Source organism: Chengkuizengella marina (assembly GCF_009910845.1).
Classification (GTDB): domain Bacteria; phylum Bacillota; class Bacilli; order Paenibacillales; family KCTC-33759; genus Chengkuizengella; species Chengkuizengella marina.
Window position 1 is genome coordinate 59,869 of record NZ_SIJB01000028.1, and the last position, 25,394, is coordinate 85,262.

At 34.9% G+C, this 25,394-nt stretch carries 24 protein-coding genes; 21 read left to right on the top strand and 3 right to left on the bottom strand.

The genetic code is table 11. The features are described 5' to 3' along the window. The first annotated feature begins 142 nt into the window (after nt 1–142). The 9 genes from ERL59_RS12965 to purD all read left to right on the top strand — a co-directional run bounded on the left by ERL59_RS12965 (nt 143) and on the right by purD (nt 10,533). Nucleotides 143–1,036 carry a phosphoribosylaminoimidazolesuccinocarboxamide synthase gene (locus tag ERL59_RS12965; RefSeq protein ID WP_160646655.1) on the top strand — a complete coding sequence of 298 codons (894 nt, stop codon included), beginning with the start codon at nt 143–145 and terminating at the stop codon, nt 1,034–1,036. Between the two features lie 16 nt (nt 1,037–1,052). After that, nucleotides 1,053–1,310: a phosphoribosylformylglycinamidine synthase subunit PurS gene (gene purS, locus ERL59_RS12970; RefSeq protein ID WP_160646656.1), complete on the top strand. Its 258-nt coding sequence runs from the start codon at nt 1,053–1,055 to the stop codon at nt 1,308–1,310. Between the two features lie 104 nt (nt 1,311–1,414). Beyond that, nucleotides 1,415–2,104 carry a phosphoribosylformylglycinamidine synthase subunit PurQ gene (gene purQ / locus ERL59_RS12975; RefSeq protein WP_160646657.1) on the top strand — a complete coding sequence of 230 codons (690 nt, stop codon included), beginning with the start codon at nt 1,415–1,417 and terminating at the stop codon, nt 2,102–2,104. After that, the gene (gene purL / locus ERL59_RS12980; protein ID WP_160646658.1) at nt 2,085–4,325 is read left to right on the top strand and encodes a phosphoribosylformylglycinamidine synthase subunit PurL; all 2,241 of its coding nucleotides are present in this window, start codon (nt 2,085–2,087) and stop codon (nt 4,323–4,325) included. Before purQ ends, purL begins: the two co-directional genes overlap by 20 nt. After that, complete coding sequence (gene purF / locus ERL59_RS12985; protein WP_160646659.1) at nt 4,310–5,749, top strand: amidophosphoribosyltransferase; 1,440 nt, start codon at nt 4,310–4,312, stop codon at nt 5,747–5,749. Before purL ends, purF begins: the two co-directional genes overlap by 16 nt. Nucleotides 5,750–5,834: 85 nt before the next feature. Further along, complete coding sequence (gene purM, locus ERL59_RS12990) at nt 5,835–6,878, top strand: phosphoribosylformylglycinamidine cyclo-ligase (protein WP_160646660.1); 1,044 nt, start codon at nt 5,835–5,837, stop codon at nt 6,876–6,878. Next, nucleotides 6,875–7,492 carry a phosphoribosylglycinamide formyltransferase gene (purN, locus tag ERL59_RS12995; RefSeq protein WP_160646661.1) on the top strand — a complete coding sequence of 206 codons (618 nt, stop codon included), beginning with the start codon at nt 6,875–6,877 and terminating at the stop codon, nt 7,490–7,492. The genes purM and purN overlap by 4 nt, the downstream gene beginning before the upstream one ends. Before the next feature lie 184 nt (nt 7,493–7,676). Continuing rightward, entirely contained in the window at nt 7,677–9,218 is a 1,542-nt protein-coding gene (gene purH, locus ERL59_RS13000) for a bifunctional phosphoribosylaminoimidazolecarboxamide formyltransferase/IMP cyclohydrolase (RefSeq protein ID WP_160646662.1), read from the top strand. A 46-nt stretch (nt 9,219–9,264) separates the two neighbouring features. After that, nucleotides 9,265–10,533: a phosphoribosylamine--glycine ligase gene (gene purD, locus ERL59_RS13005; protein ID WP_160646663.1), complete on the top strand. Its 1,269-nt coding sequence runs from the start codon at nt 9,265–9,267 to the stop codon at nt 10,531–10,533. Nucleotides 10,534–10,661: 128 nt separating this feature from the next. Here purD and ERL59_RS13010 read toward each other — a convergent pair whose 3' ends face one another. Then, complete coding sequence (locus tag ERL59_RS13010) at nt 10,662–11,228, bottom strand: TetR/AcrR family transcriptional regulator (RefSeq protein ID WP_160646664.1); 567 nt, start codon at nt 11,226–11,228, stop codon at nt 10,662–10,664. After that, nucleotides 11,228–12,109, bottom strand: coding sequence for an SDR family oxidoreductase (locus tag ERL59_RS13015; RefSeq protein WP_160646665.1), 882 nt, complete (start codon nt 12,107–12,109; stop codon nt 11,228–11,230). Before ERL59_RS13015 ends, ERL59_RS13010 begins: the two co-directional genes overlap by 1 nt. Before the next feature lie 164 nt (nt 12,110–12,273). On the opposite strand from ERL59_RS13015, the gene ERL59_RS13020 reads away from it, so the two are divergent. The 6 genes from ERL59_RS13020 (at nt 12,274) to ERL59_RS13045 (ending at nt 17,207) form a co-directional block, all read left to right on the top strand. Further along, nucleotides 12,274–12,942: a Bax inhibitor-1/YccA family protein gene (locus ERL59_RS13020; RefSeq protein WP_160646666.1), complete on the top strand. Its 669-nt coding sequence runs from the start codon at nt 12,274–12,276 to the stop codon at nt 12,940–12,942. Between the two features lie 217 nt (nt 12,943–13,159). Next, on the top strand, nt 13,160–14,215 hold the full coding sequence (locus tag ERL59_RS13025; RefSeq protein WP_235929893.1) for a DUF3048 domain-containing protein: 1,056 nt from the start codon (nt 13,160–13,162) through the stop codon (nt 14,213–14,215). Nucleotides 14,216–14,536: 321 nt separating this feature from the next. Then, complete coding sequence (locus ERL59_RS13030) at nt 14,537–14,854, top strand: PadR family transcriptional regulator (protein ID WP_160646668.1); 318 nt, start codon at nt 14,537–14,539, stop codon at nt 14,852–14,854. Then, on the top strand, nt 14,851–15,402 hold the full coding sequence (locus ERL59_RS13035; protein ID WP_160646669.1) for a DUF1700 domain-containing protein: 552 nt from the start codon (nt 14,851–14,853) through the stop codon (nt 15,400–15,402). The genes ERL59_RS13030 and ERL59_RS13035 overlap by 4 nt, the downstream gene beginning before the upstream one ends. Before the next feature lies 1 nt (nt 15,403). Then, nucleotides 15,404–16,345: a DUF4097 family beta strand repeat-containing protein gene (locus ERL59_RS13040; RefSeq protein ID WP_160646670.1), complete on the top strand. Its 942-nt coding sequence runs from the start codon at nt 15,404–15,406 to the stop codon at nt 16,343–16,345. 31 nt (nt 16,346–16,376) lie between these two features. Next, a complete protein-coding gene (locus ERL59_RS13045) occupies nt 16,377–17,207 on the top strand; it encodes an SPL family radical SAM protein (protein WP_160646671.1) in 831 nt (276 codons plus the stop codon). Between the two features lie 108 nt (nt 17,208–17,315). Here ERL59_RS13045 and ERL59_RS13050 read toward each other — a convergent pair whose 3' ends face one another. Then, complete coding sequence (locus ERL59_RS13050; protein WP_160646672.1) at nt 17,316–17,906, bottom strand: hypothetical protein; 591 nt, start codon at nt 17,904–17,906, stop codon at nt 17,316–17,318. 381 nt (nt 17,907–18,287) lie between these two features. On the opposite strand from ERL59_RS13050, the gene ERL59_RS13055 reads away from it, so the two are divergent. From ERL59_RS13055 to ERL59_RS13080, 6 genes are all read left to right on the top strand, one after another. Further along, nucleotides 18,288–18,578 carry a YerC/YecD family TrpR-related protein gene (locus ERL59_RS13055; protein WP_160646673.1) on the top strand — a complete coding sequence of 97 codons (291 nt, stop codon included), beginning with the start codon at nt 18,288–18,290 and terminating at the stop codon, nt 18,576–18,578. Nucleotides 18,579–18,606: 28 nt separating this feature from the next. Continuing rightward, nucleotides 18,607–19,383 (top strand): sirohydrochlorin chelatase, encoded by a 777-nt coding sequence (locus tag ERL59_RS13060; RefSeq protein ID WP_160646674.1) that lies wholly within the window; start codon nt 18,607–18,609, stop codon nt 19,381–19,383. 141 nt (nt 19,384–19,524) lie between these two features. Then, complete coding sequence (locus tag ERL59_RS13065) at nt 19,525–20,439, top strand: diacylglycerol kinase (protein ID WP_160646675.1); 915 nt, start codon at nt 19,525–19,527, stop codon at nt 20,437–20,439. 20 nt (nt 20,440–20,459) lie between these two features. Continuing rightward, entirely contained in the window at nt 20,460–21,959 is a 1,500-nt protein-coding gene (gene rlmD / locus ERL59_RS13070; protein WP_160646676.1) for a 23S rRNA (uracil(1939)-C(5))-methyltransferase RlmD, read from the top strand. A 332-nt stretch (nt 21,960–22,291) separates the two neighbouring features. After that, nucleotides 22,292–22,549 (top strand): hypothetical protein, encoded by a 258-nt coding sequence (locus ERL59_RS13075; protein ID WP_160646677.1) that lies wholly within the window; start codon nt 22,292–22,294, stop codon nt 22,547–22,549. 152 nt (nt 22,550–22,701) lie between these two features. Then, complete coding sequence (locus tag ERL59_RS13080) at nt 22,702–24,786, top strand: right-handed parallel beta-helix repeat-containing protein (protein WP_160646678.1); 2,085 nt, start codon at nt 22,702–22,704, stop codon at nt 24,784–24,786. Nucleotides 24,787–25,394 lie beyond the last annotated feature (608 nt).

The following is a 25,394-nucleotide window of genomic DNA, read 5'->3' on the forward strand; positions in this document are numbered from 1 at the left end:
TGGCTTAGGGCCCAGCAAAAGTAATAGTCGATCATAAACTACACTTCCATGTGATAATTCCGACACCAGTTCATCCATGAACTGGGGATAAATATTAGATTGCTTCACTTTTGTGGGTAAATAATTAAAGGAGGGCTAACCTTTGAACTCATCGCCTACATTATTAACGGCTGTAGATTTGATTGATGCACCATTAGTTTATAAAGGTAAGGTTCGAGAGCTTTATGACCTAGGAGAACATTATTTAATAGTGGTAACCGATCGTATATCTGCATTTGATTATATTTTAGAACCAGGCATACCTGATAAAGGTAAAGTCTTAAATTTAGTCAGTAAGTTTTGGTTTGATCAAACAGAACATATGATACCCAATCATATGGTACATGCTGATGTGAACTTATTAGCTGATGTAATAAAAAAACCGGAATTACTGAAAGATAGAGTAATGGTGAGTCGTAAAGCAGAACGAATTGATATTGAATGTATAGTCAGAGGCTATATTACTGGCGGTGGATGGAGACAATATCAGAACAATGGTGAAATTAATGGAATTAAGCTACCTGCAGGAATAAGAAAAAATCAAAAGTTAGATGTCCCTATTTTTACCCCTTCTTTAAAAAATGACGTCGGACATGATGAAGACATTCCAGTTCCAAAAATGCAAGAAGTAGTCGGAAAATCATTAACGACAGAGCTGATGGTAAAAAGCTTAGAATTATACCAATTTGCTCATGAGTATTGTGAAAACCGTGGAATTATATTAGCAGACTGTAAGTTTGAATTTGGTTTTGTTGATGGAGAACTTATTTTAATAGATGAAATTTTTACCCCTGATTCTTCCAGATATTGGGCTGAAGAGAAATATGCCTTAGATATAAATATTGATAGTATGGATAAAGAACCTGTTCGTACTTTTTTATCACATACAACATGGGATAAAAATAGTCAGCCAGATCCGTTACCTTTAGAAGTAGTAGAGGAAACATCAACAAGATATAAAGAAATTTTAAATAAATTAGATATCAATAGGTCATAGGAGGACATTAAAAGCAATGATAAAAGCAACTGTTTATGTCACGATTAAACAAAGTGTTTTGGATCCACAAGGAAATACAGTACAAGGTGCTTTACATTCTATGGGTTTTCAAGAAGTAAATGATGTGCGTATTGGTAAATATATGGAGTTAACGTTAGATACAACGGATAAAAACGAAGCAGAGAAAAGAGTAACAGAAATGTGTGAAAAATTGCTAGCGAACACGGTAATCGAAGACTATCGCTTTGAAATCACCCCAAAAAGTGAAGTGTAACATTATAGCATAAACCTAGTACTTTTCGGGGGCCCCATCAGCCAATAATTCGTTTTGAGTCATCTATAAGTATTTTATCTAGAAATTAAGGAGGCAAACATCAAATGAACTTTGCAGTTCTAGTATTTCCAGGATCCAATTGTGATATAGATTGTTATAAGGCAGTCGAGGATACGACTGGGCAATCTGTTGAATATGTATGGCATACAGCAACAGATCTTTCAAAATATGATTGCATTATTTTACCAGGTGGTTTTTCTTATGGAGATTATTTAAGAAGTGGTGCAATTTCTAGATTTGCTCCCGTCATGAATGAAGTAGTTAAAGCAGCAGAGCAAGGCAAATTCATTATTGGTATTTGTAACGGGTTTCAGATTTTATTAGAATCAGGTTTACTGCCAGGAGCAATGAGAAGAAATGATACTGTGAAGTTCCGCTGCCATCAGAGTGACTTGAAAGTACAAAACAATAAAAACCCTTTTACTCATGAATATAAGATAGGGGAAGTGATAGATATCCCGATTGCTCATATGGAAGGAAACTATTATTGTGATGAAACGACGTTAGTTTCTTTAAAGGAGAACAATCAAATCATATTTACGTATGAAGGTGAGAACCCAAATGGTTCAGTAGAAAATATTGCTGGTATTTGTAATAAAAAAGGGAATGTTCTTGGCATGATGCCTCATCCAGAAAGAGCAGTACATGAACTTTTAGGTTCAGCAGATGGTAAAAAAATGTTTACATCAGTTTTAAGTGCATGGAGGGAAAAAAATGGCGTTGCAATCGGTTAAAGAACCAACAGTGGAACAAATTGTAGATCAAAAAATCTATCAACAGTTTGGTGTTACAGATGAAGAATTTAAAAAAATATGTGGTTTTTTAGGCCGTAAACCGAACTATACAGAAATCGGTGTATTCAGTGTGATGTGGTCAGAGCACTGTTCATATAAAACGTCCAAGCCTATTTTAAGAAAATTCCCAACAACAGGTGAACGTGTTCTAATGGGTCCTGGGGAAGGTGCAGGAATTGTAGATATTGGGGATAATCAGGCTGTTGTTTTCAAAATTGAAAGTCATAACCATCCATCTGCTGTAGAACCTTATCAAGGGGCAGCAACTGGAGTTGGTGGGATTATTCGTGATATTTTCTCCATGGGAGCTCGTCCCATTGCATTATTAAACTCTTTGAGATTCGGAAGCTTAAATAATGATCGTGTAAAATATTTATTTGAACATGTGGTTGAAGGTATTGCTGGATATGGGAATTGTATCGGTATTCCTACAGTTGGTGGAGAAGTTATGTTTGATGATAGCTATGAAGGAAACCCGCTAGTCAATGCCATGTGTGTAGGTTTGATTGATCATGATCAAATTCAAAAAGGTGTAGCAGAAGGTGTAGGTAATCCTGTATTTTATGTTGGACCAGCAACAGGACGTGATGGAATACATGGTGCTACATTCTCTTCTGAGGAATTAACAGAAGAAACACAGGCAAAACGCTCTGCAGTGCAAGTTGGTGATCCTTTTATGGAGAAACTTGTGATGGAGGCTTGCCTGGAACTAATTGATTCAGGTATTGTACTAGGGATTCAAGATATGGGTGCAGCAGGTTTAACATGTTCTAGTTCTGAAATGGCAAGTAAAGCAGGAAACGGAATGGAATTGTATTTAGATCAAGTGCCACAACGTGAGGAAGGCATGACAGCTTATGAAATGATGTTGTCTGAATCTCAAGAACGTATGTTATTTGTTATCAAACCTGAACATGAAGAACAAGCTGTTGAAATTTTTAAACGTTGGGGATTAGATTGTCCAAAGGTTGGAAAAGTTACAAATGACGGAAGTTTGAAACTATTCCACCAAGGCGAACTTGTTGCAGATATGCCTGTAACAGCTTTAGTTGATGAATGTCCAGTTTATAATAAACCATCAAGAGTACCAGCTTATTATGAAAGCAATCAAAAACTAGAACTTTCCTATGATGAAGTGAAGGACTTGAATCAAGCATTGAAGGATGTACTTGCTTCTCCAACTGTTGCAAGTAAAGAATGGGTATATAATCAATATGATTATATGGTGCGTACAAGTACAGCAGTACAACCAGGTTCAGACGCTGCTGTAGTGACAATTCGTGGAACACGTAAAGCATTAGCGATGACTACCGATTGTAACAGCCGTTTCGTTTATCTTGATCCAGAGGTTGGAGGGAAGATAGCAACAAGTGAAGCAGCTAGAAATATTGTTTGCTCTGGTGCAGAGCCACTTGCAATCACAGATAATTTGAACTTTGGAAATCCTGATAAACCTGAAATTTTTTGGCAACTAGATCAATCAGCAGAAGGCATTGCTGAAGCGTGTAACGTATTAAATACACCTGTTATAGGTGGAAACGTAAGTTTGTATAATGAAAATAATAAAGGTGCAATTAACCCTACACCTGTTATAGGTATGGTTGGTCTCGTACACGACGTTGATCACATTACTACGCAAGCATTTAAAAATGATGGAGACATCGTTTTCTTATTAGGAGATACAAAAGATGAACTAGGTGGAAGTGAGTTTCAAACAATCATTCAAGGAAAAACTGAAGGAAAACCACCTGTTATAGACTTAGAAAAAGAAAAACTTTTATTAGATACTGTTCTTCAAGCCATTCAAAAAGGTTTAGTTGCTTCTGCACATGATTTGTCTGAGGGTGGGTTGGCTGTTGCTCTAGCAGAATCATGTATTAGTGGGGAAAAAGGAGCAGAAATTAATTTCAAGTCTGATCTACGCCCAGACATTGCTTTATTCAGTGAAAGTCAGTCTAGGATTTTATTATCTACATCTCCTGAACAAGCAGAGAAATTAGAAAAATGGCTTTCAGAGCAAGCAGTACCCTATCAAAAAATAGGAAATGTGACTAACAACTCAGACCTTCAAATCTATGTGAATGATCAGCAAGTCATCCAGTCATCAGTTGAACAACTAGAAAAGGTTTGGAAGGATGCGATTCCATGTCTTATGAAATAAAAGACCCACTTTGGACAGGCAATTACTACAATGAAGGAATGGACCCTGAAGTTTTTGATAAATTAAAAGAGGAGTGTGGAGTCTTTGGTGTGTTTGGACACGCTGAGGCTTCTTTCCTTTCTTATTACGGACTCCATTCTTTACAGCACAGAGGACAAGAAAGTGCAGGTATTTGTACATCAGATGGCTCACAATTTCATTACCATCGAGGGATGGGCTTAGTAAAAGAAACATTTGAGAATGATAAACTTCTGGATTTAGCTGGTTCCATAGGAATAGGACATGTTCGTTACTCTACTTCAGGAGAGAGCGGAATTAATAATGCTCAACCTCTTGTTTTTAAATATAAAGAAGGAGATTTAGCATTAGCAACAAATGGAAATTTAGTGAATGCCCCTGAATTAAGAAAAAAATTAGAACAGCTAGGTTCCATTTTTCAAACTTCTAGTGATACGGAAGTTGTGGCTCATTTAATTGCGAGATCGAAACATGAAAAGCTGGAAGACGCAGTGAAGGAAGCTCTGCAACAAGTAGAGGGAGCGTTTGCATTTTTATTTATGACACAGCATAAATTGATTGCGGCTTTAGATCCTCATGGATTACGTCCTTTTTCAATGGGGAAACTTGGTGATGCATTTTTGTTTACTTCTGAAACATGCGCATTTGATGCTGTAGGAGCTACAGCTATTCGTGATTTGAATCCCGGAGAAATGATTATTATAGATGAAAATGGAATGAGAGAAGATCGTTTTTCTGAACCTAAACAACGAGCTTTATGTTCCATGGAATATATTTATTTTGCAAGGCCAGACAGTGATATAGAAAATAATAATATTCATACCGTTCGCAAACAAATGGGTAGACAATTAGCTACCGAAGCATTTACAGATGCAGATGTAGTTACAGGTGTGCCTGACTCAAGCATTTCCGCTGCAATTGGTTTTGCAGAACAAACTGGAATTCCATACGAATTAGGTTTGATTAAAAATAGATATACAGGGAGAACGTTCATTCAGCCCAATCAAGAATTACGTGAACAAGGTGTAAAAATGAAGCTGAGTGCAGTTGGCAAAGTCGTAGAAGGTAAACGTGTCATCATGATTGATGATTCAATCGTACGTGGAACAACAAGTAAAAGAATTGTTAATTTACTTCGTGAAGCAGGTGCCACAGAAGTACACGTAAGAATTACTTCTCCTCCATTCCAGAATCCTTGTTTTTATGGGATAGATACACCAAGTAGAGAAGAATTAATTGCTTCCGCCAAAAAGGTAGAAGAAATCAGACAAACAATTAATGCGGATTCACTCTACTTTTTAAGTCAAGAAGGATTAGTAAAATCAATAGGCAAAAATGTGGAGACACATGGAATGTGTTTTGCTTGTTTTGATGAGAAATACCCAACGAATGTACCCTCTTGTTAAGTGGGTATTAAAGAATTTATATGGTGAATATAGACCCAGTACTTCCTGTACTGGTAATTAATTTGTTCTTGAGGAGTGAGAGAAAATGTCTGATGCTTATAAACAGGCTGGTGTAGACATTAACGCTGGAAATGAAGCGGTTGAACGGATGAAAAAACACGTAAAAAATACATTTCGTCCAGAGGTATTAACGGATTTAGGGGGATTTGGAGGTTTATTTTCATTAAATAAAGATAAATATGAGGAGCCCATTCTTGTCTCTGGAACGGACGGTGTTGGTACGAAGTTGAAACTTGCTTTTGTAATGGACAAACATGACACTATTGGTGTTGATGCTGTAGCAATGTGCGTTAACGATATTATTGTTCAAGGTGCAGAACCCTTATTTTTCTTAGATTATTTAGCTTGTGATCGAGTCATTCCAGAAAAAATCGAGTCTATTGTCAAAGGCATAGCAGATGGCTGTAAACAATCCGGTTGTGCATTAATCGGTGGGGAAACTGCGGAGATGCCAGGAATGTATGCTGAAGGAGAATATGACATTGCTGGTTTTGTTGTTGGTGTTGTAGACAAAAATAAAATGATCGACGGCTCTTCTATTCAAGAAGGAGATGTTGTGCTTGGATTAGCATCGAGTGGGGTGCATAGCAATGGTTTTTCATTAGTTCGTAAATTATTGCTTGAGGACGCTGGATATCAGTTGGATGATTATGTAGATGAATTGAACGGCAAGCTTGGTGACATACTCTTAACACCAACAAAGTTGTACGTAAAACCTGTATTGTCCATGTTGGATAAAGTTCAGCTTAAAGGACTATCACACATTACGGGAGGCGGATTTATCGAAAATATTCCTCGCGTTTTACCTGAAGGTGTAAATGTAGATATTGAAGATGGTTCTTGGGAAGTGCCAGCAATATTTTCTTTATTGCAAAGTAAAGGTAACATTAGTAAATCAGATATGTTCAGAACATTTAATATGGGAATAGGTATGGTTATCGTTGTATCCACTAACGATGCTGAAGAAGTCATTCGCATTGCAAAGCAACAGGGTGAATCAATTTATCATATTGGTAAAGTAACAAAAGGAAATCAAAAGGTTACTTTTAATGGAGATGAAATAAAATGAGTTCATTTCGTATAGCTGTTTTTGCATCAGGAAGTGGATCAAATTTCCAAGCCATTTTTGATCATATCAATCAACAGAAGCTGGATATTCATATCGAGCTTCTTGTTTGTGACAGACCTGGAGCAAAAGTGATAGAAAGAGCTGAAAAAGCAGGAATTCCTGTATTTGCATTTTGTCCTAAGGATTACCCTTCCAGAGAGGGTTACGAACAAGAGATTGTAAATAAATTGCAAGAAAAACAAATCAATCTTATCGTACTTGCAGGTTATATGCGTCTAGTAACAGATACTTTGGTTAAATCTTACTATGGAAAAATGATTAATATTCACCCATCACTATTACCTTCATTTACAGGATTAGATGCCATTGGGCAAGCTTTTGAATATGGTGTAAAAGTAACAGGAGTTACGGTTCACTTTGTAGATAATGGGATGGATACAGGTCCTATTATTAAACAGGAGCCAGTAAACATTCATGAAACTGATACAATAGAAGAACTAGAACAAAATATTCATAAAGTAGAACATCGTATTTATCCAGAAGTCATTGATTGGATTGCTGGAGGAAGAGTTAAATTAGAAGGTAGGAAAGTTAGACTAACCCCAAAAAAGTGATGAGTATGCTAAGTAGCTTATTCCTAATACTTTTTCGGGGACCCAGAAATTAACCCCAAATAGTGAACAATATTCAATGAAGTATAGCCGAATACTTTCCGGGGACCCCAGATAAAAGCAAAAAAGTGAAGAGAAGCAAAGTAGCTTAATTCATCTAAATACATTTTACAGGGAGGAACAATACGTGAGTATTAAAAGAGCATTGATCAGTGTCTCGGATAAAACAGGAATTGTAGAATTCGCTGATCAGTTATCCAAATTAGGTGTAGAAATCATATCTACTGGAGGAACAAAAAAACTATTAGAAGAAAAAGGAGTATCTGTTATCGGTATTTCAGAGGTGACAGGTTTTCCTGAAGTGTTAGACGGCAGAGTAAAAACACTCCACCCAGCAGTGCATAGTGGTTTACTAGCTGTACGTGATAGTGAAAAGCATCAACAGCAAATGAGTGAATTAGAATTGGATTATATCGATTTAGTTATTGTTAATCTGTATCCATTCCAACAAACCATAGAGAAACCAGACGTGACTTACGAAGATGCGATTGAAAATATTGATATTGGTGGACCAACGATGTTAAGATCCGCTGCTAAAAACCATGCATTTGTTACGGTAGTTGTGGATTCCAATGATTATGCTGAAGTGATTGAACAGATCAAAAAGGATAAAGATACTTCATTAGAGACTAGAAAAAAACTAGCAGCAAAAGTCTTTCGCCATACAGCAGCTTACGATTCTCTTATTTCAAACTATCTATCAGAAAAAATGGATGAGGAATTTCCAGAAAGATATACAGTCACTTATGAAAAGGTACAGGATTTACGTTATGGGGAAAACCCTCATCAAAAGGCGGCATTTTATCGTAAACCTTTAGCAGATGAAGGAAATATTACTACAGCTGAGAAATTACACGGGAAGGAATTATCCTATAATAATATCAACGATGCCAATGCGGCATTACAAATTTTAAAAGAATTTGATGAACCTGCAGTCGTAGCTATAAAACATATGAATCCTTGTGGAGTAGGAATCGGAGAAACCATTGATGCGGCTTATCAAAAAGCGTATGATGCAGATCCTGTTTCCATTTTTGGTGGTATTGTTGCTTTTAACCGTGATATTGGAAAAGCAATAGCATTGAAACTACATGAGATTTTCTTAGAAATTATTATTGCCCCTAGTTATACAGACGAAGCCATTGAAGTTTTAACACAAAAGAAAAACATTCGTTTATTAAAACTAGGTGCAGCGCAACAACCTAACAAACAAAATCGTATTGTTACATCAGTGAACGGTGGTATGTTAATTCAAGATATAGATATGTATCAATTAACGAATGAAGATATTAAAGTTGTAACGGATCGCAAACCTACTGAGCAAGAATTAAAGCAGTTATTATTTGGTTGGAAAGTTGTAAAACATGTGAAGTCTAATGCGATCATATTAGCAAATGATGATATGACAATTGGGGTAGGTGCAGGACAAATGAACCGAGTGGGTGCTGCTAATATTGCAATACAACAAGCAGGTGAAAAAGCTAAAGGATCAATTTTGGCTTCTGATGCGTTTTTCCCAATGGGTGATACATTAGAATTAGCTGCAAAAGCAGGAATAACCGCAGTGATTCAACCAGGTGGATCTATAAAAGATGAAGAATCTATAAAAGTTGCAAATGAACATGGAATTGCCATGGTAGTTACAGGTGTGCGACACTTTAAACATTAAAACCCATAAATAAGTTGTATTTTAATTTGAAAGAGAGGGTAAAAAAATGAAAGTTCTTGTCATAGGTAGAGGTGGAAGAGAACATACAATCATATGGGCATTAAACAAAAGTCCAAATGTAGAGCAGATTTATTGTGCACCTGGGAATGCGGGCATTGCTGAATTGGCTGAATGTGTGGACATCAATGAACATAACTTCGAAGAGTTAGGACAATTTGCAAAAAAGAGAAACATTGATTTCGTTGTAGTCGGACCAGAAGACCCTCTTTTTGCTGGGATTGTAGATTACTTTGAATCCATTCATATTCCTGTATTTGGTCCTAGGAAAAATGCAGCGATTATTGAAGGAAGTAAAGTATTTACGAAAGATTTGATGAAAAAATACAACATACCAACAGCAACATATGAATCTTTTGATGTATATGAAAAGGCACTGAATTATTTACATCAACAAAAACTCCCTATCGTGATAAAAGCCGACGGATTAGCTGCAGGTAAGGGTGTTATTGTTGCTCAGACAATGGAAGAAGCAGAAGCGGCTTTAAAAGACATGATGTTGGACAAGGTGTTTGGTGAAGCGGGTAATCATGTAGTCATCGAAGAGTTTTTACAAGGGCAAGAAATGTCTATCTTAGCGTTTGTGGATGGTGAAGTCGTTCGACCGATGGTTCCTTCACAAGACCATAAACCCATCTTTGATGGAGATAAAGGACCAAACACTGGCGGGATGGGAACATATTCCCCTGTTCCACATATTCCACAAGCTGTTGTGGATGAAGCCATCGAAACCATTCTAGTACCAGCTGCAAAAGCGATGGTAAGTGAAGGAAGGACTTTTAAAGGTATTTTGTATGCTGGTTTGATGATTACCAAGAACGGACCAAAAACGATTGAATTTAACTGTCGTTTCGGTGATCCAGAAACGCAGGTTGTGCTGCCCCAATTACAAACGGATTTATCAGATATTTTTCTGGCGACGATTAATGGTAATCTGAAAGAACTGGAAATCAACTGGAGTGAAGAAACTGCAGTTTGTGTCGTGTTATCTTCAGGAGGTTATCCAGGATCTTATGAAAAAGGGATTCCTATGACTGGTTTAGATCAAGTAGAAAGTTCTGTTGTATTCCATGCAGGAACAGCTTTAAAAGATGGGCAAATCGTAACAAATGGAGGTCGTTTGGTAGGTGTGACTGCAACTGGAGCTAACATTTCAGAAGCGAGACAAAAAGCGTATGCTGATGTTGAAAAGATTCAATATGATGGAAAACATTATCGTACGGATATAGCTCAAAAAGCACTTGTTGCACAACAATAGAAGGTGGAGATATTAAAAGTTTCCCAGAAAATACAACATTCAATTCACGTTAAAAATGCCCTTACTTAAATTAGAGTAAGGGCATTTTTAATTATTAACATGTTCGTAACTTATTGAACAGGTTATCGTTACTCTACTAACAATTTATCCACAAAATGATCACATAACTTAATAAGTTCATCCTCATCTTCACCCATTAGAGCATGTACAATCATTCCAATGCTTAACATATCGAATATTTTTAATAGCTTCTGATCCATATTGTAGTGAGATGTTAACTCTTTGGAAGCTACATTTTCTTCTACAATTCTCTTATTCATTTTTATGAATTCCTGCCTATAGTTAGGATCTTGAAAACATTTACTAATAAACAAAAACATCATGGACAGGTTTTCTGATTTATGTTTTATAGCGCTAATTAATTTTCTAATATATTGTTTTAGGCTTATTTCTAGAGACACTCCATATTCTATTTTCATCTCTTCTAAGCTATTGTTTATTGAAAAAATGAAAGTTTCTTTTATTAGTTCATCAATATTTGAAAAATAATAATAAAACCCGCCTTTACTGACATTTGCTTTGTTTACAACTTTGTTGATACTTAATCTTTCCAATCCTATATCTGCGATTAATTCAATGGTTGATTGTAAAATATGCTCCTTTTTTTTTATCGATTTCTCTGATATTTTGTTCATTATCTATTTTCTTTCCTTTTCACCACATATTCTTTATAGTATGTTTCAAGTTTTATTTTTCCATAAGTAGATGCAACAATATCATTTGTCATCACAGTGCAAAAGAATAAGGCTAATGCATAATAACGTTTATTAAATATTTTTAACATACGGATCAAAGGTTTAACGATCCAAATTGGCACACTCATCACTTTCTCCTTTTGATTTAAAGACTTAAATGCAAGGGTAGCAATCTTTTTATAGCTAAGCACCTCTGGACCGCCAACCTCAAGTTCAACGTTGTCCTTCTCAAAATGATTAACACAGAATTTTGCCAGATCCCTACCATGAATCGGATTCATTTTGTTATTGCCATCTCCTATAAGATAAACCTTTCCTTTTGCAGCCATTTCCAAGTACTCCGTTAAATCAGAAAAATATCCTGTTGGTTTTACGATTAGGTGATTTATAGGGCTTTGTTTTAGTTCTTGAACAAATCTTTTTTTAGCTTGTAACACAGGAACATCTAGATGGTCTCCTAAAACATGGATATACATAAACTTCTTCACGTTACTGGATTCTGCCTCTCTAAGTAGATTTAAATTCCCTTGATAATCTACATCCATATATGTTAATCCATCCTTTTGTTTGGTTATGCCCACAGAAGTGAAAACATAGTCCACACCAGTACACATTCCTTTTAATGTTTTTGGTTTTGTAATATCTCCTTCTATGATTTCATTTATTTTATTTATAACTGCTGGTTCAAAATATTTTCCTTGATGGTTTAAGCTCTTAGGATTTCTTACTAAAACTTTTACTTTGTAACCATGATCACTTAATTCATTTACTATGTAACGTCCTAAGTATCCAGTTGCACCAGCAACCAAAACGGTATCCATTATTACACCCCCATAGATTTTGTATATAGTTCATTTTAGACTAAATAGTCGGTTTTTGAAAGAGGGTATTAAAAATACATAGATGGAAAAGCAAAACATATAGATATATGGTAAAATAGTATTATCTGTTTGATTTTATGATTGAAAGTGAGGAGTTCAGTAATATGGAGTATCAACAAAACCAAACTTTTGCAGGTGAGTATGAGGATACGTATAATCATTCCTTTCACAAGTTAATGAGAATGTTTACATTTTCTCTACTGATCTCATTTGTTGGGACTTTAGTAGGCACACAAGTACCACCAGCATTAATGTTTCCACTTATCATTGTACAATTAGTAATGATTGTTGCCTCTATGTTTGTTCGTCGTAGAGGAAAGCCAATTGGTTATGTATTTACGTATACCTTCTGTTTCATTAGTGGGATTACATTGTATAGTGTCATTGGTGCTTACGCTGCAGCAGGTGCAGGATCATTAGTTACAACAGCATTGTTGTTAACAGTCTTAATTTTTGTTGGGTTATCAGTATATGCTTATAATTCAAAAAGGGATTTTAGCTTTTTAGGCGGATTTCTAATGGTAGGATTATTTGCATTAATTGGCCTAAGTTTAATTGGATTATTTCTTCCAGGCTTGCACACAGGAGCAATGGGACTTGCAATTTCATTCGCTGGGATTTTAATCTTTTCTGGATTTATCCTATATGATATTTCTCGTTATAAAAACGGGGTTGCAGATGAAATGATCCCACTGGCTGTGCTTAGTTTATATTTAAGTTTCATTAATTTGTTTTTGTACTTGTTACAATTTTTAGGGTTATCTAGAGATTAATATTTGAGAATACAATAGGGTGCTATCATGAGATAGCACCCTTTTTATGTTAAAAATAGGGTTAACATTTATTTGTCCTATCATAATATACATCCTTTAATATAAAAACTGATATGACAACAAAGGAAATTTTTAGCTGTAAAATTTATCTAATCTATGGTTTAATAGAATTGCCAAATCTATCAAAAAATTCATAGCAGGTGGTTGATACGTGAGAATGAGAAGTTTAAGGTTATTTATTTTTGTTGTATGTTGTTCCATTTTTTTTGTAGGGTGTACGGGAGAAACCCTTCCAAGTGAAGAAGAAGTCATTGAGTCAGTTGAAGTGATTGAAAAAGAACCGATGATTGAAGAAACTACTGAAGTAATTGAGGAACCAGAGATTAATTATCCTTATGTTTTTCCTTTAACAGGATTAGGAACGGAAGAGGAAGCGGTACAGCGTCCGGTAATAGTTATGGTGGAAAATTCACCATTAGCAAGGCCGCAGAGTGGGTTACATCTAGCTGATGTCGTTTATGAGATTTTAGCTGAGGGTGAAATCACAAGATTTGTAGCTGTTTTTCAAAGTGAATCACCAGAAATCATTGGACCTGTTCGTAGTATTAGACCTTATTTTGTTGAAATTAGCGAAGGGTTAGATGCATTAATTGTACATGCTGGCTGGAGTCAGGAAGCGATGAATATGATTTCTACACGTGGTCTTCCTAACTTTGATGAGGTATATGGTGATGGAGCTTATTACTGGAGAAGTAATGATCGTAGACCTCCACATAATCTCTACACCAATACGGAATTAATTCGTAAAGGTGCAGCAAATAAAGGATATCGTGAAACATGGACTGATGTAGAAATGACATTTGCTGATGTTGAGACCATACTTGATGGAGATCCTGCTAATCAGGTTGAAATTCCCTATTTACTTGGATATAAAGTAAACTATGAATTTAATGAAGAAGAAAATATTTACTATCGTTATATGGCAGGAGAAGCACACAAAGATCGAGAAACAGATGAGCAGTTAATTGCAAATAATATTCTTATTGCTGAAGCAAATCATTATATTTTGGACAATGTTGGACGAAGAGATGTAGATGTGTATGGACCAGGAACAGGTTATATTATTCAAGCAGGAAAAGTAAAATCAATTACTTGGGAATATGTTCATGGGATCATTCGTGCTTTTGATGAAAACCAACAAGAGATTCCTTTATTATCAGGTAAAACATGGATACATATTGTGCCGGTGGGTTCTGAGATTAAAATACAATAGACTTAGAACTATATTAAAATTAATTTTTGTTTTTATAAAAAAGTGGTTAATCATAATACATAATTTTATTTTTAGAGATATTAGAACAGCAATATAGACAGACCAAATCAAACTTTGATTTGGTCTTTTATCAATATTAATAATTAAATAGGTGTTGAAGTTTATTAATTATTGGTTATTTAAAAAAGTGGTTTATTATTTTCAGTACCTTGCAATGTTCACTAGTGTATAGTATTATATACATGTAAAATACAGAAAAAAATTTTTTAAACAACTACTATACATTAATCAATAGTGAATATAGATGAAGGAGGTGGGGGCATGAACGTTCAATTTAAAAAAGGAGTGCTTGAATTATGTGTGTTGGTTCTAATTTCTAAAAAAGATCAATACGGTTATGAGTTAGCTCAAAATATCTCACGAAAAATTGAAGTTGCAGATGGAACGTTATACCCACTTTTAAGAAGATTAACCAAAGAACAATATTTATCTACTTATTTAGCAGAATCATCAGAAGGACCTGCCAGGAAATATTACGCATTAACTGATCATGGCAAAGCATACATGAATTTGTTAGTTGAGGAATGGAATCAATTTTCAAATGCAGTTAATGATTTTATAGAGGAGGTATTAAATTGAATAAAAATGAATTTTTGAATCAATTGGAATTTTTATTAGAAGATGTACATGAATCAGATAGAAATGAAATTTTGTATGATTTTTTGGAACATTTTGATATTGGGTTAGCTAATGGAAAATCTGAAGAAGAGCTTGTTCTAGAACTTGGAGATCCAAAAGTCATTGCAAAGGATTTATTAGCTGATTATAGAGTGACTAAGGCTGAAAAAGATAAATCAATCGGGAATATGTATAAAGCAATATTAGCAACATTCAGTTTAAGTTTCTTCAATATCGTATTTATCGTAGGACCTGTCATCGGAATATTTGGAGTGTATTTAGCATTATGTATTACTTCTGTTGTTCTCACGATTTCTCCTTTGTTGTTAATTCTAAATGTTATGTTTAACGGTTTTGCAAATATTGAATTGAACTTTTTTGCTTCGATTATGTTATGTGGATTAGGGATTTTAATGAGCATTGGTATGATTCATATTGGTAAATTCTTGTATAATGTAACACTTCGTTATATTAAATTTAACATTAGAACAATTAAGGGAGGAAAATAAATTGAGAAAATTTACTTTTTTAGGCATTATTCTAGTCATTGTAGGAGCTGTAGGAGCATTCACTTTTTTAGACGACGCATTTGAAACAGTTGATATATTTGAAGAAAAAAAAGTATCTGGTAATCAATATAAAAATATTGAAATTGATACAAGTTCAGTGGATGTGAATGTTATACCTACAGCAAAGAAAGAGTTAATAGTCACTTTAAGTGGTGAAGTAAGCAAACGGTATGAAGAGGTATATGACTTGGTTTTGGAAGAAAGGGGAGATATGTTACAAATCGAGTTAAAAGAAAAGAATATTTTTTTTAATGTAGGGTTTGTCATTAATAAAGTAGATCTACAAGTAGAAATTCCTCAAAAACTGTATGACTCAGTTAAAGTAGATGTAACTTCAGGAGATATTGATGTTGCACAATTACAAGCAAATGACCTTACATTATCTACGAGCTCAGGAGACGTTACAATTGAAGAATTAAATGCAAGTGATGTTGAGTTAACTGCTACTTCTGGGAATATCTCAGCTAAAAATGGAGTCATATCTTCAAATATGTTAATCGAAACTTCAAGCGGTGACATTGACACAGAAAATATAATCAGCAATATACTAACTTTGGAAGTAACTAGTGGCAATATTGAATTCACGAATAATGAAGTAAAAACATCAACCTTACAAACATCAAGTGGTAATATAACTATATATAATGATGAGCATAAAGGAGATATTAAAGCCAAAACAACTAGTGGCGATATTACAATTGACTTTGAACAAGAAAATGAATCTTTATTGATTGATTTTAAAACCTCTTCAGGAGATGTGGATATTAGAAGAGAAGGTTATTTATTTGAAGAGAAATCTGATTCAAAAGCAATTGGAAAAATTGGCTCTGGAAAATATAACATAGAAGCTAGAGCTTCATCTGGAGATATTACTTTAAAATAATTTAAGCTAAGTACGGTAGGAGGGGCAATGTATGGAGCTACAAATCAAACAACCAAAACAAATTTTAACAAAAGCATCAGGTTATTTAAAAGGGTATACACATACTCTAAATCCTTATGCAGGATGCTCCTTCTCTTGTAAATACTGTTATGTTCGAGAAATGCCAATTGCAAAATTTAAAGGGTTAGAATGGGGAACTTGGGTGGAGGTGAAACAAGGAGCCTCTGATTTACTTAAAAAAGAACTAACGAAAGCTAACCAAAAAGGACCTGTTCATATTTTCATGTCGTCCAGTACAGACCCTTATCAACCAGCAGAAACGAAACATTTCATTACTCGTTCACTTTTAGAAGTTATGGTTGAGATACAACCGGATTTTCTGTTTGTGCAAACTAGAAGCCCTCTAGTGACAAGGGATATACAATATTTTAAGGAATTAAAAGAAAGTGTGCTTATTAGCATGACGATAGAAACAGACTTGGATGAAATGCGTAGAATATTTACGCCAAGTGCACCTCCAATTACAGCAAGGTTTAAAGCTTTGCAAGATTTAAAAGAAGCAGGATTACCAATACAAGCTGCAATATCACCTGTACTGCCGAGTTCAGAAACATTTGCAAAAAAATTATCATCAATTGTAACTCGTGTCTGTGTTGATGATTATTTTATGGGGGATGGAATGCAGGGGAAAAGGACACAAAGATTAGGTATTCAACAAATTTATATAAAGGAGAAATTAGAAGAATGGTATACTCCTTCTGCATATTTACGAGTGAAAAAACAATTAGAGAACTATTTTTCAGACGATCAAATTTTTGTCAGCCAGGAGGGTTTTCTTCCATTAAACAAACTACAAAAATGAAGAGCTTAAATCAAATTCATCTTTGAAATTAGTTCTTAATTGTCGATAGTAATAAAGAAAAGAACGTATAGAATGTTTTTTTATCCATACGTTCTAAGTTCACTTCCATTATCTTATTGCTCTTCTTTTTCTTTTTGTTGATCTTTTTGAACTTGAGCGTTTACCATTAGATGACCTTCTTTTTGAAGATCCTGACTTTCTTCTTTTTCTTCTCTTTCTTCTCCTCCTTCTATCTTCTAAAAGCGCAGCATCAGCAGCAGTAGCAGCTGCCGCTCCTTTTCCAAAAGAACCTAGTAGCAACTTTAACATAGGGGAAAACTGTTGAACTTGTTTCATAAATCCATTCATTTTATTAATTGTATTAAAGATTCCTTCAACTCCACCTAACTTTTCAACCATGGCTTTAATATCACCAATGGGTAAATTAGCTAATGGGTTACTCCCCCCTCCAGTAGTTGTTGACGGAACAGGGAGGTTATGATCTCGTGCCTCATTGAACGGTGCCTGCGCTCCGTTGTTAAAAGGCGTCGGTGCATCATTGAATGGGGTTTGTGCTCCATTGTATGGGACGGCGGGAGGATAATTTGTATTCGCTGGGACTTGACCTGCACCCGTTTCATTTCTAATACCCGCTCTATAATAGCCGTTATTTGGTGGAGTTGCATTTGTCGCTTTACGATATTGATTATGTCTTCTCAATTTGCCCACAATCCTTTTTTATAGGTACCTTAAAATAGAGAATGACAAAGTTTTATTAAGGTTACCTACTTATGATTTTGTTATACAATATGTAGTAGGCATTCGTGATGTATGGACGATTGTCACGGTTATAAAAAAAAAATTTAGAGGAGAGTTAAAAAGTTAATGAGAGTGAGATCTTTGAAGTAAAACAACATCGAATTTTGCTCTCAAATTCTGAAGTCCGGTGCTCATGTAAAAGTCTACATTTTATGTCCTTTTGATATACTATTCCAATCTGTTCAGTAAAGTTTATGCCTTTGAACGTTTGAATGCATTAGTCACTTAAAGTATGATATGATAAAATAGAAGAAAAAGATCTACATAGGGGATGAATTAAAGATGCAATTAAAGAAATTTAATGATAAATCAATAGAACAACTATTTGAAGCGATTCTGTCTTTAGAAGATATTGAAGAATGTTATGTATTTTTTGATGATTTATGTACCGTCAACGAAATTCAATCGTTATCACAACGACTTGAAGTGGCGCGAATGCTGAGAAAAGGGAGTACCTACAATCAGATCGAAGCAGAAACAGGTGCTAGCACAGCTACAATATCCAGAGTGAAAAGATGTTTAAATTACGGAAATGATGGTTACAGAATGGCATTAGAACGTATCAAAAAATAAATAGAGAATGTCCATCAGGAGGAGACATATGAAGTATGGATTACTAGTTATAAGTCACGGCTCTAGAAACAAAAAGTGGGTCCAATTAGTTGACCAAGCTGTTGATGAGGTTCAATTGCCAAATTTCATTCCAAAGGAATCTTCATTTTTAGAACTAGTAGAAAATCGGCTCATTCAAGATGGAATATATCGTTTAGAAGCTAAAGGGGTAACGGATATCATTGTTATTCCTTTATTTGTTTCTTCTGGAAGTACGCATTTGGATGAAATCAGTTATGCTTTGAGAGTAACATCAAAACCAACATTAGAAACTGACCTGGAACCCATGGATATTAATGCAAAAATACATTTAGGTGTACCTGTAGATGATGATCCAATTATTGCTAATATTTTATATGAAAGAATTAGTGATTTATCAAAAAATCCACAGCAGGAAGTGCTTTGTTTAGTTGGACACGGATCAAAGGAAAAAGGATTCTATGCCAGATGGAGAAGTGGATTAGATTCTTTAGCCAAGCGGGTACAAATGATTGGAAATTTTGCTGGATCAGAATCAGCGATGTTATTACCGAATCAAGTGCCATGTAAAATAAAGGTGCTGAATAAAAAATATCCTGAATATAAGGTCATTATTGTTCCTTTATTTTTAAGTGAAGGGTATTTTACAAATGAAGTGATTCCAAGTCGTTTAAGAGGTTTTACATATTTGTACAACGGTAAGCCGATTTTACCTGACAAAAAAATTTCTCAATGGATTAAACAACAAGTTTCTAAACATATTGATAGTAAGGAAGATTTATTATAAAAAGGGCATATTGTCAAAATGTATGAAATTGTTGGTATTTTGACACCTGTTGAGTGTTATGCTTTTTCATGTAATTAAGTTATAATTAGAAAAATAAGTCATAAGTATAGTAGCTCACGCATTAAAAAGTAGGTGGAATTAATGGTTAAGAGAGCAAGACTAATATACAATCCTTCTTCAGGTAGAGAAGAGATGAAAAAAAGGCTGCCGGAAGTTTTGAAAAAATTAGAAAGTGGTGGTTTTGAAACTTCCACACATGAAACAAAAGGAAAAGGTGATGCCGCTAGTGCAGCAGAAGAAGCAGTCAAAAGAGAGTTTGACGTTGTTATTGCTGCAGGAGGAGATGGGACTTTAAATGAGGTTGTTAATGGATTGGCTAATCAACCTTATCGACCAAAGTTAGGTATACTTCCTCTGGGCACTACAAACGATTTTGCAAGAGCATTAGGAATTCCAAAGAACTGGTCAAGAGCGTGTGATATTATTTTAAATGAATACACGAAGTTAATTGATATAGGTAAAGTAAATGACGAATATTTCATAAACATTGCAGGCGGAGGTTCATTAACGGAGTTAACTTATGAGGTTCCGAGTAAGTTAAAAACGATGTTAGGACAATTAGCTTACTATATGAAAGGATTAGAAAAACTTCCTCAATTTCGTCCAATTCATTTAACTCTAAAATCTAAAGAAGTAATGTTAGAGGAAGAAGAGGTCATGATCTTTTTAATTGCAAATAGCAATTCAGTAGGCGGGATAGAAAAAATTGCACCTGCGGCAAGTTTAAGTGATGGTTTATTTGATGTATTTATTTTGAAAAAATGTAATTTAGCAGAATTCATAAGAATTGTAACCTTAACTTTAAAAGGAGCTCATGTAAATGACCCGCATGTTATCCATTTTAAATCAAACCATCTTCAAATTTCATCCTCTGATTATACCCAAATTAATTTAGACGGGGAGTACGGCGGAACATTACCTAAAACCTTTTCTTTAATTCCATCACATATCCCTATATTTATTGATGAGTCAGGCAAGGCGACATATAACGATTAAATTGGAGTGATCCATAAAACATGAGTACAACAAAGAATCCACCTGTTACAAAAAATATGGATGTAACGGTAGAAATTATAGGCATAGGTCATAGTGGAGAAGGGGTAGGCCGAATTAACGGTTATACCCTTTTTATAAAGGGCGCACTTCCTGGAGAAAAGGTAAGAGCAAAGGTGATCAAAGTTAAGAAAAATTACGGTTACGGAAAACTGTTGGATATAGTTGAAAAAAGTGAAAGTAGAACAGAAGCTCCTTGTGATATTTACAATCAGTGTGGCGGTTGTCAGCTACAACATATGGAATATTCTGCACAGCTTGAATGGAAAAGGCAGCGAGTGATTAATAATCTTGAGCGAATTGGGAAGCTGGTGGTAGTGGGGGAGGATGTAAATCTAGAGGGGCATCTTGACGCGGATCAATCAGATCGTGAGAAGCTCAATGAAAATAAAGGTAAGCAATTAAATACTAATCTCCCTCTAAGTAATGGTATTACCGCCCTACCTACTCTTGGAATGGACAACCCATGGAACTATCGCAATAAAGCACAGGTTCCGATTGGTGAACATGAAGGTGGTTTAGTTGGGGGTTTTTACGCACAAGGCAGTCATAGAATTATTGATATGGATATATGTTTGATTCAACATGATCTTAATAATGATGTTATTCGTGAAGTAAAAAACATCGCGCAACAGCTAGAGATATTAGCTTACGATGAAGTATCTCATAAGGGATTACTTCGACACGTTGTGGTCAAAATCGCTTTTCATACGAATGAACTTATGGTTGTATTGGTGACAAATGGAGAACGACTCCCAAAACAAGAACAATTCATAACCAAAATACGTGATAAATTCAGTCAAGTGGTAAGTATATGCCAAAATATCAACACAAAGAAAACAAACGTTATTTTTGGCGATCAAACTAGAACTCTTTGGGGTAAAGAAGTCATCTATGATTATATCGGAGACGTGAAGTTTGCGATATCTGCCCGTTCCTTTTATCAAGTGAATCCAGTTCAAACGAAAATTCTATACGAAAAAGCTTTGGAATATGCAGGACTCACAGGAGAGGAAACGGTGATTGATGCTTATTGCGGTATTGGAACCATTTCATTATTTTTAGCACAGAAAGCTAAAAAGGTTTATGGTGTTGAGATTGTAAAAGAAGCGATAGAAGATGCTAAAATTAATGCTGAGTTGAACGGAATGAGCAATGTTGAATTTGAAGTTGGCAAAGCGGAAGAAGTGATTCCAAAATGGAAAGACCAAGGGATTGAAGCAGATGTGATCGTGGTTGATCCACCTCGTAAGGGGTGTGATGAGACTTTGTTGCAGACGATTATTGCTATGAAACCGAAGCGGGTTGTTTATGTTTCTTGTGATTCTGCTACACTGGCTCGAGATTTGCGTATTTTGGAAGATGGAGGATTTAAAACGGAGCAAGTTCAGCCTGTGGATATGTTTCCACATACAGTGCATGTGGAGTGTGTTGGTTATTTGGTATATCAAGGGATTGACTAATAGTATATTATAGATGGGGACGAATTGGGGACGGAATTTCTAAACACATATAATTTCCAGTGAAAAGGTTCCAATCTAGAACTTTAAATAGATCATGAATTTCTTCAGGAGGGTATACTTTTCTTTCTTGATGCTCAACTTTTGGCTTTTTAACATTTAAAACAGGGTTAGATTTAATGATCTAGCCATTCTACAGCCTTCGTAAGGCTGTTTTTTAAGATCCGATATAATAATAAAAATATTTAATCCTATAGATATTGAAAAAATGCAAGATACTGAAAATCACTGCTGTATCTTTGCAGACTTATTATGATAAGCCTGACAATCTCTTAATGAATGTGAGATCTCATCCAGTTACTAGACAACATCAAGGTCAGACATGGTATGTGCATAATACTTGGATTATAGGTGGATATGCAGATAAATATAAACGTGAGAATGTTGTGAATGATCTAATGGCTGAACTTATCTTTTGTGATGTGTCAAAGGAAGAGTGTCTTAATAGATTAGAAATAGACGTTAATAGAAGATACAGGCAGGATGAATGGCGAGTGTACATTGATAAGTGGTTTGATCAATATGTTGATTGAGATGGGCGTTGAAACAAATGATCTTAAAGAAGTAACAAGGAATAAAGGTAATTGTAAATAAAAAGTATATTTTAATCCGCACCCGTCCAAACCATGTCAACATCTTTGAATAAAATAAAACATAAGCTCAATGTAAAATGGAGGGGAACTGCATGGCTGTATTCAACTTAACACCAGCCAATGACATTCAGGATGTCATAAATAATTTTGTAAATCCAGGAGATACAATTAATTTAGGTGAAGGGACGTATAACCAGTCCATAAATATTGGTATGGATAAAGACTGTATTCGAATTGTAGGAGCGGGCGTTGGAAAAACGATTCTTGATGGAACTGAATTAGGTGTAGTGAACGGCATAGAGATAGATTCATTTATGGTAACAATTGAAAAACTGACGATTCAAAACTTCGGAGATCTAGGGATTTTGATACAAACAAGTGAAAACATCATAAATCAAGTCAAATCACAAAGCAATCAGAATAATGGAATGGAAATTGCTTCAGATGCTGAGAGAAATTTAATTATTGAATCTGAAGCTAATTTTAATGTAAATCCAGAAGTAGATGTAGATGGTATTCAAGTAAATGGAGATCATAATTATATAGTGAAATGCAAATTCATTGGAAATTCAGATGATGGATTGGGCTTGAACAGTTCCAACAATCTTGTGTTCTTAAATTGTGCAAAAGAAAATGGGTTCAATGGATTTAATGCAGTTGATGGTGATGTTGTAGATTGTAATTTATTTATTTGTAATCAGGCGATTAAAAATGGAACTGATGGATTTATCATTAATAATACTAGTTTACTATTATGGAACAAAACATTATGTAACGGTGATGATGGGATAGAAGCAGCTCTTGATAATAACTTGTTATGGAGGAATGAAGTAAAGGGGAATAATGAGGATGGCATTGACGTTAATAGCAATAATAGTAGAATTATCCGAAATAAAGTTGTAAAAAATGGGATTAAACAAAATGATAGAGGCATTGAGATTAATGGAAATACAAATATTTTCGATAATAACTGTGTTGAGAACAATGTGCAAGCAGGAATAATTGCAGATCAATTTTTTGATGGTAATGTGATCCGTTCTAATCGTTTAAGAGGAAATAATCCAGATATTGTGAATGAAGGTATTAATACCGTATTCGACGACAACAAATGTATAACAAGTGATCCAGCGGGCTTATGTCAGAAAAACAATGAAGTGATAGTAAATGAAGGTGAGAGTATTCAAGCTGCCATAAGTGCAGTGACAACAACTGAAGGCTTTACGATTCGAGTTGGTGCAGGGACATTTCCTGAAATCCTTAATATTGGTCTAGGGAAAGATCGCATCCGCATCATCGGTGCTGGACAAGGAAAAACCATCATAGATGGGGTAGGTCTAGGTGGAATAGGAATTAATATTGATGGGTCTTCTTTTGTGACCATAGAAAATTTAACCGTTAAAAATTCTGATAGCTCTGGAATACGAATTAATACTAGTGATAATATACTACATTGTGTAAATGTGTTTGAAAATCAAATCGATGGGATCCTCATAATGGGATTAAGCGAACGAAATATGGTCATGAATTGCGAGTCGAGTGGAAATAATTTTGTGGGAATTTCAGTAGACGGTACTCACAATTATGTCGTTTGTAGCCAGTGCAATAGAAATATGGAAGAGGGTATAAGATTTAATCAGGGTGAGTTTAACCTGGCATTTCATAATTTGTGCGATGGGAATCATGCTGAAGGAATAGAGCCAGGCAGCAATAATAATTTTATTATTAGTAATTGTGTATTGAATAATGCGGATGGTATTGAAGCAGAGCGTGATTTCAATTTATTCCTTTGGAACAAAGCATGTAATAATAACCGTGATGGAATTGATGTAGAAGAGAGTAATAATCTAGTTTGGGGCAATATTTGCAGCAATAATGAACGTGATGGAATCTTTATTCAAGAAGATAACAATAGAATGATACACAATATCATAAAGAACAATGGAGTACGAGGAATAAGAATTGAAGATAGACCTTTTGCTGATTTCAATATCATTGACAACAATACCATAATAAACAATTCACAAGAAGGTATATTGATACTAGGAGATAATAACAAAGTCCGTTCCAATTGTTTAATAGGAAACAACCCAGATATTAATGACCAAGGTACAAACAGTATTATGGATGAAAACAAATGTCAAACGAGTATTCCTGATGGACTTTGTGAAGATTGTTAAATATGAAAGCTATAAGCCGTTGTTCATTCAATGGTTTATTTTAGTTTCTTATTGTTGAGGGTCCCCCCATTTGATTTTAAGACTATACACCTAAATGACCGTACTGTGCACACATTTTACACACAGACCTAAAATTTTGAAAATGACTGGAGGTTTTTTGAATTGATACGAAAAGTGAAATTTATCAAAGAGAACATGAGAAATTAATCGAGATATTTAAAGAGGTAGAAGAGTCTAAAAGAAAGTTAGTGTAAGGGTTAGTAGAATGCTGCTTACCTCAAGGTTGAAAATGCAGTGCTTAAAAAGGTGTTACTAAAAACAGGCATGGTTAAAGTCCATCCTGAACAACCAGAACTACAAAAACCTGTATAAGCTGCTAAACAATACAGGCAAAACATAAATAGATATGCTGTGGCTATTAAAACGTTAAATGGGGTCCTTCAAAAGAATATCGACGATGATGACGATGAAATGGGTGAATATGAAAGAATATGGAGTATCAAGGACTCATTCATACTTACTTGAATATATCCATAAATGCAAGACAGGTGAAATCCTCATTGGTCATGAGCTTATGACTACGTTAGATGTATTGTGTTCACACTTTG

Bases quoted from the DNA above. Each gene is read 5' to 3' on its own strand.
- ERL59_RS13045 (WP_160646671.1), top strand. From the start codon at position 16,377: ATGGAGCTACAAATCAAACAACCAAAACAAATTTTAACAAAAGCATCA.
- ERL59_RS13080 (WP_160646678.1), top strand. From the start codon at position 22,702: ATGGCTGTATTCAACTTAACACCAGCCAATGACATTCAGGATGTCATA.
- ERL59_RS13060 (WP_160646674.1), top strand. From the start codon at position 18,607: ATGAAGTATGGATTACTAGTTATAAGTCACGGCTCTAGAAACAAAAAG.
- purM (WP_160646660.1), top strand. From the start codon at position 5,835: ATGTCTGATGCTTATAAACAGGCTGGTGTAGACATTAACGCTGGAAAT.
- ERL59_RS13025 (WP_235929893.1), top strand. From the start codon at position 13,160: ATGAGAAGTTTAAGGTTATTTATTTTTGTTGTATGTTGTTCCATTTTT.
- purF (WP_160646659.1), top strand. From the start codon at position 4,310: ATGTCTTATGAAATAAAAGACCCACTTTGGACAGGCAATTACTACAAT.
- ERL59_RS13015 (WP_160646665.1), bottom strand. From the start codon at position 12,109: ATGGATACCGTTTTGGTTGCTGGTGCAACTGGATACTTAGGACGTTAC.
- purD (WP_160646663.1), top strand. From the start codon at position 9,265: ATGAAAGTTCTTGTCATAGGTAGAGGTGGAAGAGAACATACAATCATA.
- purN (WP_160646661.1), top strand. From the start codon at position 6,875: ATGAGTTCATTTCGTATAGCTGTTTTTGCATCAGGAAGTGGATCAAAT.
- ERL59_RS13055 (WP_160646673.1), top strand. From the start codon at position 18,288: ATGCAATTAAAGAAATTTAATGATAAATCAATAGAACAACTATTTGAA.
- rlmD (WP_160646676.1), top strand. From the start codon at position 20,460: ATGAGTACAACAAAGAATCCACCTGTTACAAAAAATATGGATGTAACG.
- ERL59_RS13020 (WP_160646666.1), top strand. From the start codon at position 12,274: ATGGAGTATCAACAAAACCAAACTTTTGCAGGTGAGTATGAGGATACG.
- ERL59_RS13010 (WP_160646664.1), bottom strand. From the start codon at position 11,228: ATGAACAAAATATCAGAGAAATCGATAAAAAAAAAGGAGCATATTTTA.
- ERL59_RS13075 (WP_160646677.1), top strand. From the start codon at position 22,292: ATGAATGTGAGATCTCATCCAGTTACTAGACAACATCAAGGTCAGACA.
- ERL59_RS13065 (WP_160646675.1), top strand. From the start codon at position 19,525: ATGGTTAAGAGAGCAAGACTAATATACAATCCTTCTTCAGGTAGAGAA.
- purS (WP_160646656.1), top strand. From the start codon at position 1,053: ATGATAAAAGCAACTGTTTATGTCACGATTAAACAAAGTGTTTTGGAT.
- purQ (WP_160646657.1), top strand. From the start codon at position 1,415: ATGAACTTTGCAGTTCTAGTATTTCCAGGATCCAATTGTGATATAGAT.
- purL (WP_160646658.1), top strand. From the start codon at position 2,085: ATGGCGTTGCAATCGGTTAAAGAACCAACAGTGGAACAAATTGTAGAT.
- ERL59_RS13030 (WP_160646668.1), top strand. From the start codon at position 14,537: ATGAACGTTCAATTTAAAAAAGGAGTGCTTGAATTATGTGTGTTGGTT.